Raw genomic sequence first — 19,240 nt, 5'->3', positions numbered from 1 at the left:
TCGGCGGGAAAGAGGCAGGCCGGAACCGGCCTGCCTCGTCCGGATTACTGAACGCTGAGATCGAAATAGCGGACGGCGTTGTCGGGATACCAGCGCAGCCCCTTCAGCTTGTCCGAATAGGCCCACTGGGTCTTGTATTCGACCACCGGCAGCCAGGCGACGTCAGCGGTAAGCTGGTCCTGGATCTGGGCGAGCATGTCGGTGCGCTTGGCCGCATCCGGCTCGATGCGCGCCTTGGCCCAGAGATCGTCCACGACGGGGCTGGAGTAATTGACCATGTTGTTGAGCCCGCCCTTGTCCTTCGAGACGAAGAAGAGCTGGATCGCATAGCCGGCATCGACGCCGATCGGCTTTTCCTGGTCGTTGACGGCGAACGGAAGATCGCCCTTCACGAGTTGGCGGTCGCCATATTGCGTCTGCGGAATCGGGTTCAGCGTTGCCGGCACGCCGACGGCGCGCAGCGACGACTGGATGATGTTGACGACCGGACCGAGCGTCGATTCCTTCTCTGCCACATAGGAGAGCTGGAATGCATCGGCGAAGGCTTCGAGGCCCTTGCCATCCGGATAGCCGGCTTCGGCGAGCAGCGCCTTGGCCTTGGCCGGATCGTAGGTAAAGGCCGCTTCTGCCTTGTAGCCCGGATAGCTGCTCGGAACCGAGCCGTTCCACTGGTTGGCCTGGCCGAAATAGCCCGTCTTGATGATCTGCTCAAAGGGAATGGCGTGCGCGATCGCCTGCCGAACCTTCGGATCATCGAACGGCTTCGATTTGAAGTTCATATGGACGAACAGGTTCTCGTTGCCGGTAACGCCGCCGACTGCGACGCCCTTGGCAGTGCGCAGGCTGTCGAACTCTTTCGGCGTCATGCCGGTGGCGAGCTGGGCCTGGCCGGTGCGCAGAACGACGACGCGGTTCGATGACTGCGGCACGCGGCGGACGGAGACCTTATCGATCGCCGGCTTGCCCCGGTAATAATCCGGATTGGCCTTGTAGGTGATTTCCTGGTTTTTCGTCCATTTGTCGAGGCAATAGGCGCCAAAGCCCGGCGCGTTCACGCTGTTGGCGTAATCGTGCGACCAGGGGTCCTTCTCGGTCGCATGCTTCTCCATCGTCTCCTTGTCGTAGACGAGCAGGCCGAAGATGGAGAGCACCGGCAGGAACAGCGCATTGGGTTCCGACTGCCGGATCTGCACCGTGTAGTCGTCGATAATCTTGACCTCGTCGCCCAGTTCCTTGGCCTTGGGATCATCGCCGAAGACGGCCGGCGTGAAGCCGTCGATCGAGGCGACGTTGGAGAGGAACCAGCCGATCGGAGCGGCACCGCTGACCGACTTGGCGCGGGCGAAGGTGTAGGCGACGTCCTTGGCGTCGAAGGTGGCGCCGTCGCAACCCTTGACGCCCTTGCGCAGGTGCAGCGTCCACGTCAGGGTGGCGGGATCATAATCCCAGCGCTCGACGAGACGACCCTCGATCTTGGAGAAGTCGGGCATGCCGACGCCGGATTCATTGGCCGGGCCCGCCGCATAGCCGACCAGCGGCTCAAGCAGCGAAACCATGCCCTGCTGGCTGGCGGGAATGGCGGCCGACGGACCGTCATAGTCGAGGCCTGCTGGAACGTCCTCGGCCAGCACCAGGATCTGCTGGGCGGCGGACGCTGGTGCGATCGCGATAGCAAGACCTGCCGCGGCGACAGCCGAAAGCAGCACGTTTCTCTTCAGCATGTTAGGACCCCTGCGGTTTTTTATAGATTTGTCCGGACAAATCACGCCTCAGCTCCCGGTTCTTGTCAAGCGGTTCTTAGAAAAAAGATAAGATAGACGGGTTGACAGGTCGCGATCTCGTCGGGACATTTGTCCGGACAAATAGGCCAACGCCAGGAAATGCGAAGGCCGCCTAATCGCAGTGGAGGTCGACGTGACGCGTATCGTGGTGCTGTTCAATCTGAAGCCCGGTGTCGATCCCGAAGTCTATGAGACGTGGGCTCGATCCACGGACATCCCGGTCGTCAACGGCCTCGCCTCGATCGGCGAGTTTTCCGTCCATGCCACCACCGGCGTCCTCGGCTCCGATGCGAAACCGCCCTACGCCTATGTCGAGATCATCGACGTGGCCGACATGGACAAGTTCGGCGCCGACGTGGCTTCCGCGACCATGCAGAAGATCGCGGCCGAGTTTCAGGCGTTTGCCGACAATCCGACCTTCATCATGACCCGTACGCTCGAGGCGGCGTGATGGACGAGCGGGGATTGGCCGGAAAGGTCGCCCTGATCACCGGCGCAGGCCGTCCCGGCGGTCTCGGCCAGGGCATGGCGCGCAAGCTGGCCTCGCAGGGCGCGAAAATCGTGCTGCACGATCGCGGCGCGCTGTCGGGCCCTGCTGCCCCAGCACATGGCGTCGGGACGGCGACTGACCTCGAAGCCGTCGCCGCGGAACTCCGAGCTGACGGTGCCGAAGTTGCGACCGTCACCGGAGATCTCCTCGACGAGGCGGCAATCGCTCGTGTCGTTGGCGCGGCCGTCGAGAACTTCGACCGCCTCGATATCCTGATCAACAATGCCGGCGTCGGCTATCTGTTCGGGCCTCTGGTCGAGCTAGAGGCTGAGAGCTGGGACGTCGTACTTGGCGTCAATCTTCGCGCCCCCGCGCTCGCGACCAAGCATGCGGCGAGGCAGATGATCGCGCAGGGCCAGGGTGGCCGGATCATCAACATCGCTTCGCAGGCGGCAAAGTCCGGCTTTGCCTTTGCCAGCGCCTACACTGCCTCGAAGCACGGCCTGATCGGCCTGACCCGCTCGGCGGCGCTGGAGCTCGGTGAACACGGCATCACCGTCAACGCCATCTGCCCCAACCACGTCACCACGGGCCTTGGCGCCTGGCAGAACCGCTTCATGTCGGAAGCGCGCGGCCAGTCGATCGACGCCTATCTCGACGAAATGCGCGCGCGAATTCCTTTGCGTCGCACCGGCACGCCGAACGACACCGCAGAAACCGCCGCGTTCCTGTGTTCGGACGCCGCCGCCTACATTACCGCCGAGGCAATCAACGTCTCCGGCGGGGAGGAATACCACTGATGACCGCTCCCTTCGCGTGGCCGAACCAGGCCCGGCTTGCCATGTCCTTCGTCATCAACATCGAGGAAGGCTCGGAGATGACCGTCGCCCGGGGCGACAAGGGCCCCGAGCCGGTCGACGAGCTTGGCGTCTCGCTGAAAATCCCGATCCGCAACTATGCCAATGAGAGCAATTACCAGTACGGCATCCGCGCCGGCGCGCCGCGCGTCTTTGGCCTGTTCCAGAAGCACGGCGTTTCCACCACGGTAACGGCGGCGGCGATGGCGATCGAGAACGCGCCGGAACTGGCCGATCTTATCCGCGCGGGAAATCACGAGACCTGCAGCCATGGCTGGCGCTGGATCCACCAGTTTTCCTATGATGAGCCGCGCGAGCGCGACTTCATCGACAAGGCCGTGAAAAGCATCGAGGCAACGACCGGCACCCGCCCCTATGGCTGGCTGTCGCGCTATCTGCATACCGACCGCACCCGCCGCCTGCTGGCCGAGGCCGGTTTTGCCTATCACATGGATGATTTCTCCGACGACGTGCCGCGCTGGGACGTGGTCGAGACGGAATCCGGGCCGAAGCCGATCGTCATCGTGCCCTACGCGCTCGACACCAACGACATGAAGTTCTGGACCGCGCCATCCTACACACCGCAGGATTGGCTCGACTACGCCATCGCCACCTTCGACCAGCTCTATGAGGAAGGCGCCGACGGCCCGAAGATGATGTCTCTCGGACTGCATCTCCGGATCATCGGCCGCCCCGGCCGCATCGGCGCGCTCGACAAGTTCATCCGCTATGTCAAAAGCCAGCCAGACGTCTGGTGCGCGACGCGTCTCGATATCGCCCGGCACTTTGCTGCCAATGTCCCGGCTCCGGTCTGAGGAACCCATCCATGTCCTCAGCCAATCCGCTCGACCGCGTCGTCGATCACGTCATCAACACCCGTTTCGAAGACCTGCCACAAGCCGTCGTCGACAAGACCAAGACCTTCCTGCTCGACACGCTGGGGGTCGGCATTGCCGGTTCGGCCGGCGCCGGCATTCCCGAACTGAAGCAGGTGGCTGCCAGTTGGGGCCAGGGCGAGGAAGCGACCGTCTGGCTGACCGGCGAACGGATGCCGGCCCAGCAGGCCGCGATCCTCAACGCCTACCAGATCCATTGCCTCGAATTCGACTGCGTCCATGAAGGTGCGGTGCTGCATCCGATGGCCACCATTCTCTCGGCGGTCATGGCCTGGGCCGAGCGCGAGAAGACCCGGGGGCGGTCCATCCAGGGACGTGACCTGATCACGGCGCTGGCGCTCGGCGTCGATGTATCGACCATGCTCGGTGTCGTCACCAATTCGGCGCTGCGCTTCTTCCGCCCGGCCACGGCAGGCGGATTTGGCGCCGTCGTCGCTATCGGCAAGCTGGCGGGCTTCGATGCGCTGACGCTGAAGAACGCGCTCGGCGCGCAATACTCCCAGACCAGCGGCACGCTCCAGCCCCATGTCGAGGGCTCGCCGATGCTGGGCCTGCAGGTCGGATTCAACGCCCGCGCCGCCCTTGTCTCGACGGATCTGGCGCTCGCCGGCGTCCGGGGGCCGCATGACATCCTGACCGGACAGTATGGCTATTTCGCCCTGTTCGAGCAGAACGACTACGACCTTGAGCCCTTCCTCGCCCGTCTCGGCCAGGACTGGCAGATGCTGGAAATGTCGCACAAGCCCTATCCAAGCGGCCGCCTGACCCATGGCGCTGTCGACGGACTCGGCCAGTTGATGTCGAAGCATGGCTTCACCGCCTATGACATCGCGGCCATCGTCTGCGAAGTGCCGCCACTGGTTCACCGCCTCGTCGGCCGCCCGGATGTTCTGCATCCGGAATCCAACTACGCCAAGCTCTGCCTGCGCTTCGTCGCAGGAACCTTCCTGGCACGCGGCGCGGTGGACGTTCCCGACTTCCGGGGACGAGCCTCGCTGGACGACGCGGCCGTGCATCGCTATGCGGCGCTTGTCGACGTCGTCCTTGACGACAATCCCGATCAGAACGCGCTCGATCCGCAGACAATCCGCGTCCGTCTCAAGGACGGCACCGACCACTCGATCACGCTCCAGCACGTCTACGGCCACCCGAAGGCACCGCTGACGGCTGAAGCCAATGTGGAGAAGTTCCGTCGCTGTGCCGGCTATGGCGCCGTGCCGCTTCAACAGGACAGCATCGACGCCCTGATCGCCGCCATCGACACGCTCGAGTCCAATCCCGATGCGGCATCGCTGGTCGCGCTGACGCTAGCCCAGCCACGCTGACTCATTTGTCCGGACAAATCCATTGACAAGCCTTCTTGCGTCCTTTTATTTGTCCGGACAAATTTGACGCTTTCGGCACTTCGCAGGAGATGCGGCCCATCATGCGCGCACGCAGAACTCTACTCTTCGCTCCCGGAAACCGTGTCGAGGTCCACGCCAAGGCGCTGGCCACTGGCGCCGATGTTGTCTGCCTCGACCTGGAAGACGCGGTGCCGCCGGCCCTGAAGGCCGAGGCGCGGGCGGCGGCGATCCCATTTCTTTGCGAAGCGGCCGGTGCGGAGCGTGCGCTGCGCATCAACAGCCCGCGCAACGCCGAAGGTCTTCGCGACCTGCTCGCGGTCATCGAAGCACGGCCTGCGGCGGGTGTGATTTTCCTGCCCAAGGTGGATACGGCCGACGAGGTGCGTTGGGTCGAGGGCCTTCTGACCGAAGCCGGGCTCGATCTCGGCATCGCCGTGCTGATCGAGAGCGTCGAGGGGCTGGAGAACGTCGCTTCCATCCTCAAGGCGAGCGACCGGATCCAGTTCGCCATGTTCGGCGGCGCCGACCTTTCAGCCGAGCTTGGCGTCGCCATCGCGCATGAGCCGCTGCTCTATGCTCGTTCCCGTGTCGTCCATGCGGCGAAGCGCGCCGGCGTCGACGTCTTCGACGTCCCCAGTCTCTCCTTCCGCGATTCGGAAGTCGTCCGCGCCGAATCCGTCGCCGCCAAGGCGCTCGGCTTCACCGGCAAGGGCGTGCTGCACCCCGCCAATGTGGCGGTGGTGAACGAGGTTTTCGCGCCGACGGCAGAAGAGATCGCGACAGCCGAGCGCATCGTCGCCGCCTATCGCGCCAGCCCGACCGGTCTCGCCGTGCTCGACGGCAAGCTCGTGGAGCGGCCGGTGGTCCGCGCCATGGAGCGCATTCTCGCGCTCCGCGATTCATTCCAGATCAAGAACTAGCAGAAGAGTGGAAAAGATGGTCGTGACGATCAAGGAAGTAGGCCCGAACCGCTATCGCGAAAGCTTCGGCCGCTATTTCGAGGACTTCGTCGAGGGCGACATCTACGAGCATCGCCCCGGACGCACGATCACGGAGACGGAGAACACCTGGTTCACGCTCCTGACGATGAACACGCACCCGATGCATTTCGATGCCGAGTACGCCAAGCATAGCGAGTTCGGGCGCTGCATCATCTGCTCGCCCTTCACGGTGGCGTTGATGGTCGGCATGAGCGTTACCGATGTCAGCCAGAAGGCAATTGCCAATCTGGGCTGGAGCGAGATCAAGCTCACCTTCCCGCTCTTCGCCGGCGACACGCTGGTGGCTGAATCGGAAGTGTTCGGCAAGCGCGAGAGCAAGTCGCGCCCGAATGCCGGCATCGTCACGGTCAAGACGCGCGGCTTCAACCAGGACGAGAAGATGGTCTGCGAATTCGAACGCACCATGCTGATCGCCAAGCGCGGTTTCGATGTCGAGGAGAAGGCGCGCTACTGACGCGCCCGGAGAGGAACGCCCATGTCCAACGCCTCCCATTCGGACGCTTCGTCCGACGACCAGATGATCCTCGAAGCCATCGAGAAGTGGCTCGAGCGTGACGTGCGCCCGCACGTCCTGCGCCTCGATCATGCGGATGAATATCCGAGCGAAATGGTCGAGCAGATGAAGGAACTCGGCCTGTTCGGCGCGACGATCCCCGCCGAATATGGCGGGCTCGGCCTGTCGGCCACGACCTATGCCAAGATCGTCGAGAAGGTCGCCGCCACCTGGATGTCGCTCGGCGGCATCATCAACTCGCATCTGATCATGTCGGCCTGCGTCGTGCGCGTCGGCACCGAAGAGCAGAAGCAGCGCTTCCTGCCCCGCTTCGCCACCGGCGAACTGCGCGGCGGCCTGGCCCTGACCGAGCCAGACGCCGGCACCGATCTGCAGGCGATCCGCACCCGCGCCGTGCGCGATGGTGACCATTACGTCGTCAACGGCGCCAAGACCTGGATCACCAACGGCATCGAGGGTTCCTGCTTCGCGCTGCTGGTCAAGACCGATCCCGACGCCGACCCGCGCCACAAGGGCATGTCGATGCTGATCGCCGAAAAGGGCGAAGGCTTCAACGTTTCCCGCAAGCTGGAGAAGCTCGGCTACAAGGGCATCGACAGCGCCGAGATCAGCTTCGACAATTACCGCGTGCCGGTTGCCAATCTGATCGGCGGCGAGGAAGGTCGCGGCATGCAGACGGCGCTGGGCGGGCTTGAGCTCGGCCGCATCAACATCGCGGCGCGAGGCTGTGGCCTCGCCGGGGCGGCGCTGATGGACAGCGTGAAATACGCCCAGGAACGCAAGACCTTCGGCAAGCCGATCGGCCAGCATCAGGCGATCCAGCTGAAGCTCGGCGAAATGGCGACCCGCCTGCAGGCCGCCCGCCTGCTGACCTATGACGCGGCCCGCGCCTATGACAGCGGCGAGCGTTGCGACATGGAAGCCGGCATGGCGAAGTACTTCGCCTCGGAAGCCGCCGTCGAAAACTCGCTCGAAGCCATGCGCATCCATGGCGCCTATGGCTATTCCAAGGAATACCATATCGAGCGTTATTACCGAGACGCGCCGCTGATGTGCATCGGCGAAGGCACCAACGAGATCCAGCGCATCATCATCGCCAAGCAGATGATGGAAAGGAACCCGGCGTGACATTGACGGCGACGAGAGACGATGTGGAAACGGGCGGCTTCGGCATCGCCGAGCCACCGTTGAAAGGCATCCGGATCATCGCCGCCGAGCAGTATGGCGCCGGCCCCTTCGCGACCATGTATCTTTCGGACATGGGCGCGGAGGTGATCAAGATCGAACCGCCGAAGACGGACAAGGGCGCGGGTGGCGACAGTTCGCGCCAGTCCGGCCCCTATTTCCTCGGCGAGGATGACAGCCAGTTCTTCCAGACCTTCAATCTCGGCAAGAAGAGCCTGACGCTGGACCTGCGGCATCCGGAGGGCCAGGCGGTGCTGCACCGCCTCGTCGCCGGCGCCGACGCGGTGCTCAACAATCTGCGCGGTGACCAACCCGCCAAGCTTGGGCTGACGCACGCAGCGCTTGCAAGCGTGAAGCCCTCGATCGTCTGCGCCCATCTCTCCGGCTATGGCCGCGAGGGCGAGCGCGCCAACTGGCCGGCCTACGACTATCTGATGCAGGCGGAAGCGGGCTTCCTGTCGCTGACCGGGGAGCCGGACGGCGCACCGACCCGCATGGGGCTTTCGATCGTCGACTATCTGACCGGCATCACCACCGCCTTTGCGCTGACGGCAGCGCTGCTGGGCGCGGCGCGCACCGGCCGTGGCCGCGATGTCGACGTAACGCTCTATGACGTCGCCATGCACCAGCTGACCTATCCGGCGACCTGGTATCTGAACGAAGGCGTCGAGACGACCCGTCGTCCACGCTCCGGCCATCCTTCCGTCGTGCCGTGCGAGACCTTCCCGACAAGCGACGGCCGTATCTTCATCATGTGCATATTGCCAAAGTTCTGGGAGAAGCTGTGCCAGCTGACCGGCCTGCCGGAGTTGCTGGACGATCCGCGCTTCCAGTCCAACAAGGCGCGCTATGAAAACCGCGACGCGCTGATCGCTTCGCTGGACGCTGCCCTCTCGACCCGTCCCACCGGCGAATGGATGGCACGTTTCGCCGGCCAGCTTCCGGCGGCGCCCGTGCTGACAATCGGCTCGGCGCTCGACAATCCGTACTTTCGCGCCACAGGCGGCGTGCAGGCCGTCGATCATTCGGCCCGCCCCAGCCTTCAGGTTCTCTCGAACCCGATCCGCCTCGACGGCAGCCGCGCAGAGGCACGCCGCGGCCCTGGCCTTGGCGAGCACACGGATGGGTTGCTGAGCGAACTAGGCTATGCGCCGGCCGAAATCGCCGCGCTGCGCGAAAAAAACATCATCTGACCAACGAGGCTCCCATGAAGCTCGAAGGCCTGCGCGTCCTCGATTTGTCGCTGTTCCTGCCTGGCCCGATGCTGACCCAGACCATGGCCGACCATGGCGCCGAGGTGATCAAGATCGAGCCGCCCGGCGAGGGCGAGCCAGTCCGCAATGTCGGCTATCGCACCGCCGACGATGTCAGCGTCTGGTTCCGCAACACCCATCGCGGCAAGAAGAGCGTCGTGCTCGACTTCAAGAGCCCGGCCGGCGTCGCCGCTTTCCTGAAGCTCTGCGAAACGGCCGATGTCGTCGTCGAGGCGTTCCGCCCCGGCGTCGTCGACCGGCTCGGCGTCGGCTATGAGGCGGCGGCGAAGGTCAATCCGCGCATCGTCTATGCCTCGATTTCCGCCTTCGGCCAGACCGGCCCGGAATCAAGGCGCCCGGCGCATGACATCGCGATCGAGGCGCTTGCCGGCGTCGTCAGCTTGAATCTGGGCAGCGACGGCAAGCCGACCAACCCGCATATGCCGGTCGCCGACATGGCCGGTTCGATGACGGCGCTGGCCGGCATCCTGATGGCCCTGCTGCGGCGCGAAAAGACGGGGCGCGGCGACTATCTCGACATCTCGATGCAGGATTCGACCATGGCATGGCTGCCCAATGTGACCGGCCCCGTCTTCGCCGAGGACCGGGCACCGCGCGTCAAGGAAGAGCGCTCCTTCGGCGGCTATTCGTTTTTCTCGGTCTATGAGACGGCCGACTGGCGCCATGTCGTACTGGGCGGCGTCGAGCATAAATTCGTCCGCAATCTGCTCAACGCGCTCGAACGCCCCGATCTGATCCCGGTTGCCGAAGGCCCGCCCGGCCCGACGCAGGAACCGGTAAAGGAATTCCTCCGCGCCACCTTCCGGACGAAAACGCGCACCGAATGGGAAAACTGGTTCGCCGACAAGGATGTCTGCTTCGCGCCGGTCCTCGATTTGCACGAAGCTTTCCACCAGCCGCAGATTGCGGCGCGCGACATGCTGCACAGGGATGCCGAGGGCAATCTGCATATCGGCACGCCGATCCGCTATCGCGACGAACCGGGAACGCTCGACACCACCCTGCCCGCGCTGGGTCAGCATACGGAAGCGGTACTACGGCAGGCCGGCTATGACGATGAGGCGGTGACGACTGTATTGGCTGGGCGGAAGGCTTGACGTCTTGGGCTCACACCCAACCCTTCGTCCCCTCGCGCCGCAGTTGCATCGAATAGGAGAAGCGGTCGGCCGGGTGATAGTTGACCGAGATCTGCAAGATCTTTCGATCGCTGCCGAAATAGCGCCGGATGACCCGCACGGCCCAGATCCTCGTCGAGGAATCGAGCAGCTTGGCGGCATATTTTCCCATCGGCTCGGCCTGGATTTCCTGCTCGACGTTTTCAACGACGACGCCGTAGCGTTCTTCGATCAGCCGGAAGATCGTCCCGCTGACGCCCGGCAGGTCCGGGACGATCCCTTCGAATTCGCGATTGACGAAGACGCGCGAGAAGGCGATCGGCGACCGGCCGTCGGCCGCGAGACGCACGCCCTCGACATACAGCCAAGGCTCGTCGCCGGAATCGCCCAGATAGGGCTTCACTTCCGGCTCGGGGACAAGCATCTCGATCTTTGTGATCTTGAACACCGTGTCCGAGGCGTATTGGAACAATTCGCTCAGCGACCGCATCGAATGCACGAAATTGGCCGGTGCCTTGTTGGCCACGACCTGGCTGCCGGACCCTTGCCTGCGACGAACGAGGCCCGCATCGGTAAGCCGCCGCAGCGCTTCGCGGATCGTGTAGCGGCTGACCTCGAACTCGCCGCATAGATCCTGCTCGGTCGGCAGCAGGTCGCCGATTGCATAACGACCTTTTTCGATCCGCTCGACGAGGATGTTGCTGATCTGGTGATAGCGGGGCAGGTCACCCTGCGGGCCGATGGAGTTCGTCACGACAACGCTTCCCTTCCACGCTGAATCACGTCCCAATCGGCTGCGAGCGCGTCGCGGAAGCCTGGCGCCGCGATCGCGATCAACCGCTCGGCCCTCTCATCGACGCTGGCGCCGCGAAGCTCGGCCACGCCATGCTCGGTGACGACACAATCGACATCGGTGCGCGAGACGCCGGCTGGAACTCCGGCCGGCAGCGCCGCGAGAATACGGCTGCGCTGCCCCCGTTCCGCTGTCGCGGGAAGGGCAAGGATCGACCGCCCGCCGGCCGAATGGCGCGCGCCGCGCACGAAATCAACCATGCCGCCCAGCCCGCTCACCTGGCGACCGCCCAGAATTTCAGCATTGGCCTGTCCAAACAAATCCACCTCGATGACCGAGTTGATGCTGATGAAGCGCTCGATTCGCGCCAACTGTCCAATAGCATGTGTCTCGCCCACCGCCCGGAAGCGCAGTTGCGTCAGCGAGGCGACGCGCTCGTAAAGCGCGAGACTGCCCAGCGCAACACCCGTCGTGACACCGCGCGAAAAAACACGGTTGTCGAGAAGCGGCAGGATCGCGTCGGAAATCATGCCGCTATGGAAGCCGAGATCGTGATGCCCACCCAGCGCTTCGAGCACCGACTGCTGCATCTTGCCCAAGCCGAGCTGGATCGTGTCGCCCTCGCGGACGAGCCCGGCGATCCGCGCCCCGATCGCGTCGATCACGGGGTCGCGCTTGCCGCAATCATAGGCAATCAGCGGTTGATCGGCCTCGACGAAGGCCTCGAAGCGCTCGACCGGCAGGCGCGGCCCATCGGCGACATCCGGCATGTTTCGGTTGATCTGCGCGACCAGCCGGGCACCGGCGAAAGCGGGCGCGGGCGAAAAATCGGCGGCAATGCCAAAACCGACGGTGCCGTCGTCGCGCGGCGGCGGCACCTGGAAGAAGGCGATGTCGATTGCGCCCGGCACCGCGAGGTGACGATAGAGCTCGCTATAATGCGCCGGCCAGATAGCGACCGTTCCGGCAGATTCTCCCGGACGGAGGCCTTCCGTCGCGAAAATCGTGCGGGCAACCGTGTTTTGACCGAGCGCAGAGAGGTCGCGCTTGTTGACCCCGGGGATGTAGGCGCCCAGCAGTTCGACATCGCGCCAAAGCTCCGGATCGGCGGCGACGGCGTCGAGGATCGCCCCCGGCTCGCCGCAGCAACCCGCCACGTAGACGCGCGATCGCGGTGCCGCCAGCGCAGCCGCATCCGCAGCCGAAAGCATCGAGATCGAACGGGTCATAGGGCATTCCCCATCTGCTCTACCTTCACCCGATCCTGCATTTCCGCTCGTATTCGCACTTGCACAACGACCGCTTCCGAGTAAATATGTCCGGACAAATTCTAAGTCACTGTGCGGCAAACGCAGTTGCGGAGCAAGGGCGATGACGGGTCTCACGGGCGAAAAAAGCGTGACAGAACGGCTGGTTGACCTGCTCCGGCGGCCGATCTCCGATGCCGACAGGCAACGCGCCACGCGTCATCTCGTCGACTGGATTGGCTGTGCCGCGATCGGCCGGACGACGGAGACAGGCGCCCTGATCGAGGCGGAAGTCCCCGTCGGATCGACCGGTTCAGCGCAGCTTTTTGGGCCACGCATGGCAGATCCCGCAACGGCCGCCTTCGTGCTTGGCGGCTTCGGCAGCGTGCTCGAAATGGATGACGTCCACCGCGCCGCCCTGCTGCATCCAGGTCCGGTCGTCATCCCGGCAGCGCTTGCCGCAGCCAGCGACACGACCTCGGCCAACGACTTTCTCGACGCAATCATTCGCGGCTATGAGGCAATGATCCGCCTCGGCCGCGCCACCGGCCCCGGCCACTATGCCTTTTTCCATAACACCGCCACCTGCGGCGGCTTTGGCGCGGCTGCGGCGGCCGCCAGCCTGCTCGATCTCGACGATGCGGCCTTCACGGCCGCGCTCGGCAATGCCGGCAGCGTCTCCGCCGGTCTCTGGCAGTGCCGCAACGAGCCTGTGATGACCAAGACGCTGCATGTCGCGGAAGCCGCACGACGTGGCCTTGTCGCCGCCCGCCTGGCGGCGCGCGGCTTCACCGGCCCACGCTTCATCCTCGAGGGGCCGCAAGGTTTCTTCGCCGCGATCTGTCCCGGCGCGTCGGCGGAGGATGTCCTGTCGGACGCAGGCGCCGGCTGGCTGATCGGCGAGACGAGCTTCAAGCCCTGGCCCGCCTGCCGCCACGCCCATGCGGCCATCGACGCCGCCCTGGCGCTGCGCGAAAGCCTTGCCGGGCGCGCCATCGCCGCGATCGCCATCGACACCTATGCCGATGCAAAACTGTTCTGTGACCGGCCGCGTCCCGAAACGACGCTGCAGGCGAAGTTCAGCCTTCAGCATGCTGTCGCCGTGACCCTCCATGACGGCGCGCCGCCGCTCGATGCCTTCGATATTCCGGCATTGGACCGGCCCGAACTGGTAGCGCTGCGCGAGATCAGCACAGTCGTGGCGACCGACGCCTTCACAAAGCCCTATCCGCGCCATTTCGGCAGCGCCGTCACCGTCACCTTGGCGGATGGCGCGACGCTGTCGCACAGCGTCGCGGACGCCTGGGGCGACAGCGAAAACCCGATTTCCGATGACGCCCTCTTCGCCAAGGCCCGCGCCCTGATGCAGGCTGCCGGCCTTGCTCCGGATCGGGCCGAAACCCTCATCACCGCGGCGCTCGATCTGGCTGGAGGCGGCAGGCTCGCCCCGCTTCGCCACGCGATGGCGCATGCTTCCGAATGACCAAGGCGTCCTAGAAGCGCCGGCCGCCCTCCTTCCAATCACGACAGGGAACGTAAACTCGATGCTGCCGCCCAATTATTTCGAAGCGATGGACTACGCCGGAATCATTCGCGACTACGGGCGCCCGGAGAGTTTCGTCGAGCGCTTCACGGCGCTCAGCCGCGACGAATTGCGGGCGATCCAGAACGAGCGCTTCCTGAAAATCGTCGCCTTCGCCTGGAAGATCCCGCTCTACCAGCGGCTCTGGGGCGCAGCCGGCGTGCAGCCGGGCGACATCCGCTCGCTCGACGACATCGTCAAGCTGCCGGCCTATTCGAAATCCGATCTGATGGCCTCTGTCGAGGCCCATCCGCCGATCGGCGATTTCCACGGCCTCGACACCTATCCGGCCGACCAGCGCCCGCCCCTCGTCTTCCAGACCACCAGCGGCACCACGGGCAAGCCGCAGCCGCTGCTGTTCGGCGCGAAAAGCCGCGAGATCCAGAACCTGCTGCTCGGTCGCTTCTATGCCCTGCAGGGCATGACCAATGCCGACATCGTCCATTCGGTCTATGGCCACGGCATGGTCAATGGCGGCCATTATGTCCGCGAGGCGATCCTGCATTGGGTCGGCGCGCAGATGATGACGGCCGGCACCGGCGTCGAGACGCGCTCGGCCAACCAGGTCGGCCTGATGAAGGAATTCGGCGCCACGGCGATCATCGGTTTCGGCGATTACATCAAGCGCCTGTCCGACGTGGCCCGCGAGGCAGGGCTGGAGCCGGGCAAGGATATCCCGATCCGCATCATTTCGGGCCACATGGGCGCCGAGAGTCGCGAAACCATGAGCCGCGCCTGGGGCGGAGCCAAGGTCTATGACTGGTACGGCGTCGGCGACACCGGCGCGATTGCCGGCGAAGGCCCGGATCTCTCCGGCATGTATGTGCAGGAAGACGCGCAATATCTGGAGATCCTCGACATCGTGACCGGAGCGCCCGTGGCCGATGGCGAAAGCGGCGATATGGTCTGCACCTGCCTGTTCAAGGATGATGTCTTCCCGATCATCCGCTTCAACACGCATGACGTCTCGGCGTTCAAGACGGATGCGTCGCCGCTTGGCCTCAATCTGCGCCGCATCGTCGGCTTCCTCGGCCGCAGCGACAACATGGTCAAGCTGCGCGGCATCAACATCTATCCGACCGGCATCGGCGCGATCCTGACCGAGAACCACGCCGATCTGATGAGCGAATATGTCTGCCTGGTCGAGCGTGTCGACGGTCGTGACGAGATGACGGTTCATATCGAGGCGAACGGCGCGCTCGACCGCACAACCGGAGCTTATGAAGCGCTGCTCAAGACCCGCCTCGGCGTGGAGATTGCCGTCAAGCTGGCCGCTCCCGGTGCGCTCGGCCATCTGACCCAGATCGAAATCCGCCAGAAGCCGATCCGCCTGATCGACAATCGCAAAGACGCATGATGACCGCTCCGGCTCAACTCGCTTTCGACGACGCGGTGGCGCTCGCTGGCGACCTCGCCGCCGGCAGAACCAGCGCCGTGGCCCTGACGCGTGCTGCGCTGGAGCGCATCGCGGAAACCAATGCCGATTGGCGCATCTTCATCACGATCGCGCCGGAGACCGCCCTTGCCGAGGCCGAGGCCAGCGATGCTCGCCGCGCTGAGGGTCGGACGCTCGGGCCGCTCGACGGCATCCCGATCGCCATCAAGGACAATATTGACGTGGCCGGGATGCCGACCACGGTCGGCACGGCCGCCTATCGGAACCGGCACCCTGCGCGCGACGCGGCGGTGATCGCACGTTTGCGCGACGCGGGCGCCGTCATCCTCGGCAAGCTCAACCTGCATGAGGGCGCGCTTGGCGCGACGACCGACAACCCGACTTATGGCCGCTGTGAAAACCCCCGCGTGCCAGGTTCGACGCCGGGCGGTTCCAGCGGCGGTTCGGGCGCGGCGGTGGCAGGCGCTCTCGTCGCGATCGCGCTCGGCACCGACACCATGGGCTCCGTCCGCATCCCGGCCGCCTATTGCGGCAATTGGGGACTGAAACCAACCAAGGGCCTCGTCGGCACCTCCGGCCTCGCCTATCTCTCCTGGACGCTCGACACGATCGGGCCACTCGCCAACTCGCCGGAAGATCTGGCGCTGGCAATTCGTGCAATGGCCGGTCCCGACAGCGACGATCCCCGCAGTGTGGCGACGCCGGAAGGCTGGGATCCGACCCCGACAAAAACAAGCCTGAAGGGCCTCGTGCTCGGACGCCCCAGTGTCGTCGACAGCGTCGCCTGCGAGCCGGAAGTCCGCGCCGCCTACGATGCGCTGCTCGCACGCGCGGTAGCCGAAGGCGCGATCATCAAGGATGTCGCCATCGACGGCTGGGATACCGGCAAGGCGCGTCGCGCCGGCCTGCTGATCTCGGAAGCCGAGGCCGGCAGCCTGCTGGGCGCCGATCTCGATACGCTCGGCGACGGCTTTTCGGATGGCTTTCGACGTTTCCTGGATTACGGCCGCAAGGCGCCCGGCGAACGCATCGCAGCCGCCTACGCGGCGCTGGATCGGCTCGGCCTGGCGGCGCGACAGGCGCTCGACGGTGTCGATGCATTGATCCTGCCGACAGCGCCGCAGCGCGCTTTCGCCCATGGCGCGCCGGCACCCGCCGATCAGGCGGATTTCACCGCGCTCGCCAACATCGCCGGCCTTCCCGCCATCGCTTTCCCATTGCCGGGTGATCCCAAGCCGAATTCGGCCCAGCTCGTCGGCCGCGCCTTCGAGGAAGGCAAGCTGCTCGGCATCGCCAAGGCACTTTTTGGATTGGCACCATGATACTGGACCCGCTCGACTACATCGCCGCAACCGGAAAAGCGGCGGCCGAGGCCGACAGTGCCGAAAGCGCGATCGAGACGATCATGCGGCGCGCCTCCGAACTCGGCGATCCGGTAGCGCACCAAAAGCCCGGCGCGCTCGATCCCGGCCAGAAGCAATTCTTCGTCTCGGGCGGCTTCCTCATCACGCCCGATCGCAAATATCTGATGCTGGTTGGCAATACCGGATTTCCGGCCGAGCAGAAGCGCCTGATGGTGCCGATCGATGGCGGCAATCCCGGATGGGTCGTCGCCAATCGCCAGTCACTCGTGCTGCCGAATACCGACGACGATCGCTCTTTCCGGCAATATCTGAAGACGTCGCGGATGGGCTCGGCGCTTTATTCCCCCCTGCTCTGGCAGGGCGAAATCCTCGGCCTGATCCTCGTCGCAGCCCAGGCGCGCAATACGCTGGGTCCTGCCGATCTCGCCATTCTCGACGCTCTCGCTCCGCTCGCCGCCGCAAGCTGGGTAGCCCTCGGCGGCCCGCAATGGCTCGGTTCGAACTATCCGCCGGCCGATGCCTGGCGCGCTTCTTCGGAAGGTTTGAAATGACCTACAACGCCAATGTCGCCGAGATCATCGCGACGCTACGCGCCTCCGGCGATCTCGACAGCCTCCTCAGTGAAACACTGTCGATCGACCTCGTCGAATCGATCCTGACCGAGGCTGCCCGCTTCGCGGCCGAGCAGATCGCGCCGTTGAACGCCATCGCCGATCGCAATGGCCCGCGCCTGACGGATGGCGTCGTCACGACATCGCCCGGCTGGCCCGCGCTCTATGCGGACTGGCGCACCTCGGGCTGGAACGCGCTCTCCGCGCCGGAGGCATGGGGCGGCCAGCAATTGCCGGGCGTCGTTCAGGCCGCCTGCCGCGAGATCTGGAACGCCGCTTCGATGTCGTTTGGCATCGGCCCGACGCTTACCGAAGGCGCCATCGAGGCGCTGATTCATCACGCGCCGGACGAACTCAAGCAGACCTACCTGCCACGGCTGGTTTCCGGCGAGTGGATGGGCACGATGAACCTGACCGAGCCGCAATCCGGTTCGGATCTCTCGGGCATCCGTTCGCGCGCCGAACCGGCCGAGGACGGAACCTACAGGGTTTTCGGCCAGAAGATCTTCATCACCTATGGCGAGCACGACCTGGCGGAGAACATCGTCCACCTCGTATTGGCGCGGCTCCCCGACGCGCCGGAAGGCACGCGCGGCATCTCGTTGTTCCTGGTGCCGAAATTCCTCGTCAATCCCGACGGCACGCTTGGCGAGCGCAACGATCTCGTCTGCGCCGGGCTTGAGCACAAGCTCGGCCTGCACGGCTCGCCCACCTGCACGATGCAGTTTGGCGAGACGAACGGCGCGATCGGCTACCTGATCGGCGAGGAAAATCGCGGCCTGAACTGCATGTTCACCATGATGAACAACACCCGCCTCGCCGTCGGCATCCAGGGCGTCGGCATCGCCGAGCGCGCTTATCAGCAGGCCCGCACCTTCGCCGGCGAGCGCCGCCAGGGACGCGCCGATCCGGCAGTCAGGCAATCCTCCCTCATCCTCGCTCACCCCGACGTCCAGCGCATGCTGATGACGATGAAGGCGATGACGGCCGCCGCGCGCGGCATCTGCTACAAGGCCGCCGCCGCCATCGACCGCAGCGAGCATGCCGGCGACGAGGCCGGGCGCCGCCGCGCCCTGGCGGTCGCCTCGCTGCTGACGCCGATCGCCAAGGCTTTCTCCACCGACACCGGCGTCGACGTCGCATCGCTCGGTATCCAGGTCCATGGCGGCATGGGCTACATCGAGGAAACGGGCGCGGCCCAGCATTATCGCGATGCTCGCATCGCGCCGATCTATGAGGGTACGAACGGCATTCAGGCGATCGACCTCGTCACCCGCAAGATTGGCCAGGAAGACGGCGCGGTCGTCGAAGTGCTGATCGCCGGGATGGAGGACGTTCTCGCGGCCACGCCGTCCGGTGACAATACGGAAATCCTGGCCGAGGCTGTCGCGACGCTCCGCGCCACCACGCGCCATCTGCTGGATGGTCTGGCAAATGGCCGGCGCGACGACGTGCTCGCCTCCGCTACACCCTATCTCCGGCTGTTTGCGCTGACGCTCGGTGGCATCGAACTGCTCAAGGCCACCCATCTCGCCGATGACGAGACGAAGGCGAGATGGCGCCTGTTGTCGCGCTTCTTCGATACGACGCTGGCAAGCACCGTACCTAGCCTCGGCCTATCGATCCTGAAGGGTACAGCCATGACGCCAGCCGAGGCCGCGATCGCATTAGGTTAGTCTCCCGGCTGGCAACGTGCTTCACAGCCGACACATCAGATAGGTTGCGTCCTGTTATGCGCGGGCCCGCACTTCGCTCCCGAAGATGATCGAGCGAAGAGCGCGTCCGAAT

At 64.9% G+C, this 19,240-nt stretch carries 17 protein-coding genes; 14 read left to right on the top strand and 3 right to left on the bottom strand.

Annotated elements, in window-relative coordinates; all coding sequences use genetic code 11:
* Nucleotides 1–44: 44 nt before the first annotated feature.
* Nucleotides 45–1,721, bottom strand: coding sequence for an ABC transporter substrate-binding protein (locus tag OSH12_RS05400; RefSeq protein WP_266342501.1), 1,677 nt, complete (start codon nucleotides 1,719–1,721; stop codon nucleotides 45–47).
* Nucleotides 1,722–1,914: 193 nt separating this feature from the next.
* Here OSH12_RS05400 and OSH12_RS05395 point away from each other — a divergent pair, with 193 nt between their 5' ends.
* From OSH12_RS05395 to OSH12_RS05355, 9 genes are all read left to right on the top strand, one after another.
* The gene (locus OSH12_RS05395) at nucleotides 1,915–2,232 is read left to right on the top strand and encodes a hypothetical protein (protein ID WP_266342500.1); all 318 of its coding nucleotides are present in this window, start codon (nucleotides 1,915–1,917) and stop codon (nucleotides 2,230–2,232) included.
* Nucleotides 2,232–3,071 (top strand): SDR family NAD(P)-dependent oxidoreductase, encoded by an 840-nt coding sequence (locus tag OSH12_RS05390; RefSeq protein WP_266343327.1) that lies wholly within the window; start codon nucleotides 2,232–2,234, stop codon nucleotides 3,069–3,071. The genes OSH12_RS05395 and OSH12_RS05390 overlap by 1 nt, the downstream gene beginning before the upstream one ends.
* Nucleotides 3,071–3,943: a polysaccharide deacetylase family protein gene (locus OSH12_RS05385; protein ID WP_266342499.1), complete on the top strand. Its 873-nt coding sequence runs from the start codon at nucleotides 3,071–3,073 to the stop codon at nucleotides 3,941–3,943. The genes OSH12_RS05390 and OSH12_RS05385 overlap by 1 nt, the downstream gene beginning before the upstream one ends.
* An 11-nt stretch (nucleotides 3,944–3,954) precedes the next feature.
* The gene (locus tag OSH12_RS05380; protein ID WP_266342498.1) at nucleotides 3,955–5,349 is read left to right on the top strand and encodes an MmgE/PrpD family protein; all 1,395 of its coding nucleotides are present in this window, start codon (nucleotides 3,955–3,957) and stop codon (nucleotides 5,347–5,349) included.
* Nucleotides 5,350–5,450: 101 nt separating this feature from the next.
* Nucleotides 5,451–6,290 (top strand): HpcH/HpaI aldolase/citrate lyase family protein, encoded by an 840-nt coding sequence (locus tag OSH12_RS05375; RefSeq protein ID WP_266342497.1) that lies wholly within the window; start codon nucleotides 5,451–5,453, stop codon nucleotides 6,288–6,290.
* A 16-nt stretch (nucleotides 6,291–6,306) separates the two neighbouring features.
* The gene (locus tag OSH12_RS05370; protein WP_266342496.1) at nucleotides 6,307–6,825 is read left to right on the top strand and encodes a MaoC family dehydratase; all 519 of its coding nucleotides are present in this window, start codon (nucleotides 6,307–6,309) and stop codon (nucleotides 6,823–6,825) included.
* Nucleotides 6,826–6,846: 21 nt separating this feature from the next.
* Nucleotides 6,847–8,013 carry an acyl-CoA dehydrogenase family protein gene (locus OSH12_RS05365; RefSeq protein WP_266342495.1) on the top strand — a complete coding sequence of 389 codons (1,167 nt, stop codon included), beginning with the start codon at nucleotides 6,847–6,849 and terminating at the stop codon, nucleotides 8,011–8,013.
* On the top strand, nucleotides 8,010–9,263 hold the full coding sequence (locus tag OSH12_RS05360; RefSeq protein ID WP_266342494.1) for a CaiB/BaiF CoA transferase family protein: 1,254 nt from the start codon (nucleotides 8,010–8,012) through the stop codon (nucleotides 9,261–9,263). Before OSH12_RS05365 ends, OSH12_RS05360 begins: the two co-directional genes overlap by 4 nt.
* A 14-nt stretch (nucleotides 9,264–9,277) precedes the next feature.
* Nucleotides 9,278–10,441 (top strand): CaiB/BaiF CoA transferase family protein, encoded by a 1,164-nt coding sequence (locus tag OSH12_RS05355; protein WP_266342493.1) that lies wholly within the window; start codon nucleotides 9,278–9,280, stop codon nucleotides 10,439–10,441.
* A 10-nt stretch (nucleotides 10,442–10,451) separates the two neighbouring features.
* Here OSH12_RS05355 and OSH12_RS05350 read toward each other — a convergent pair whose 3' ends face one another.
* Both OSH12_RS05350 and OSH12_RS05345 read right to left on the bottom strand, forming a co-directional pair.
* Nucleotides 10,452–11,213: a GntR family transcriptional regulator gene (locus tag OSH12_RS05350; protein WP_266342492.1), complete on the bottom strand. Its 762-nt coding sequence runs from the start codon at nucleotides 11,211–11,213 to the stop codon at nucleotides 10,452–10,454.
* Complete coding sequence (locus tag OSH12_RS05345) at nucleotides 11,210–12,481, bottom strand: acetyl-CoA hydrolase/transferase family protein (RefSeq protein ID WP_266342491.1); 1,272 nt, start codon at nucleotides 12,479–12,481, stop codon at nucleotides 11,210–11,212. Before OSH12_RS05345 ends, OSH12_RS05350 begins: the two co-directional genes overlap by 4 nt.
* A 142-nt stretch (nucleotides 12,482–12,623) precedes the next feature.
* Here OSH12_RS05345 and OSH12_RS05340 point away from each other — a divergent pair, with 142 nt between their 5' ends.
* The 5 genes from OSH12_RS05340 (at nucleotide 12,624) to OSH12_RS05320 (ending at nucleotide 19,128) form a co-directional block, all read left to right on the top strand.
* Entirely contained in the window at nucleotides 12,624–13,982 is a 1,359-nt protein-coding gene (locus tag OSH12_RS05340; protein ID WP_266342490.1) for an MmgE/PrpD family protein, read from the top strand.
* A 61-nt stretch (nucleotides 13,983–14,043) separates the two neighbouring features.
* Entirely contained in the window at nucleotides 14,044–15,438 is a 1,395-nt protein-coding gene (locus OSH12_RS05335) for a phenylacetate--CoA ligase family protein (protein ID WP_266342489.1), read from the top strand.
* A complete protein-coding gene (locus OSH12_RS05330) occupies nucleotides 15,435–16,799 on the top strand; it encodes an amidase (protein ID WP_266342488.1) in 1,365 nt (454 codons plus the stop codon). The genes OSH12_RS05335 and OSH12_RS05330 overlap by 4 nt, the downstream gene beginning before the upstream one ends.
* Nucleotides 16,796–17,392, top strand: a complete 597-nt coding sequence (locus OSH12_RS05325) for a GAF domain-containing protein (RefSeq protein WP_266342487.1) — start codon at nucleotides 16,796–16,798, stop codon at nucleotides 17,390–17,392. The genes OSH12_RS05330 and OSH12_RS05325 overlap by 4 nt, the downstream gene beginning before the upstream one ends.
* Nucleotides 17,389–19,128, top strand: a complete 1,740-nt coding sequence (locus tag OSH12_RS05320) for an acyl-CoA dehydrogenase (RefSeq protein ID WP_266342486.1) — start codon at nucleotides 17,389–17,391, stop codon at nucleotides 19,126–19,128. The genes OSH12_RS05325 and OSH12_RS05320 overlap by 4 nt, the downstream gene beginning before the upstream one ends.
* Nucleotides 19,129–19,240: the final 112 nt, after the last annotated feature.

The sequence above is a fragment of the Kaistia terrae genome, from assembly GCF_026344005.1.
Taxonomy (GTDB): Bacteria; Pseudomonadota; Alphaproteobacteria; order Rhizobiales; family Kaistiaceae; genus Kaistia; species Kaistia terrae.
Note: the sequence above shows the minus strand (reverse complement) of the source record. Positions and strands in the feature narration are given on the sequence as shown.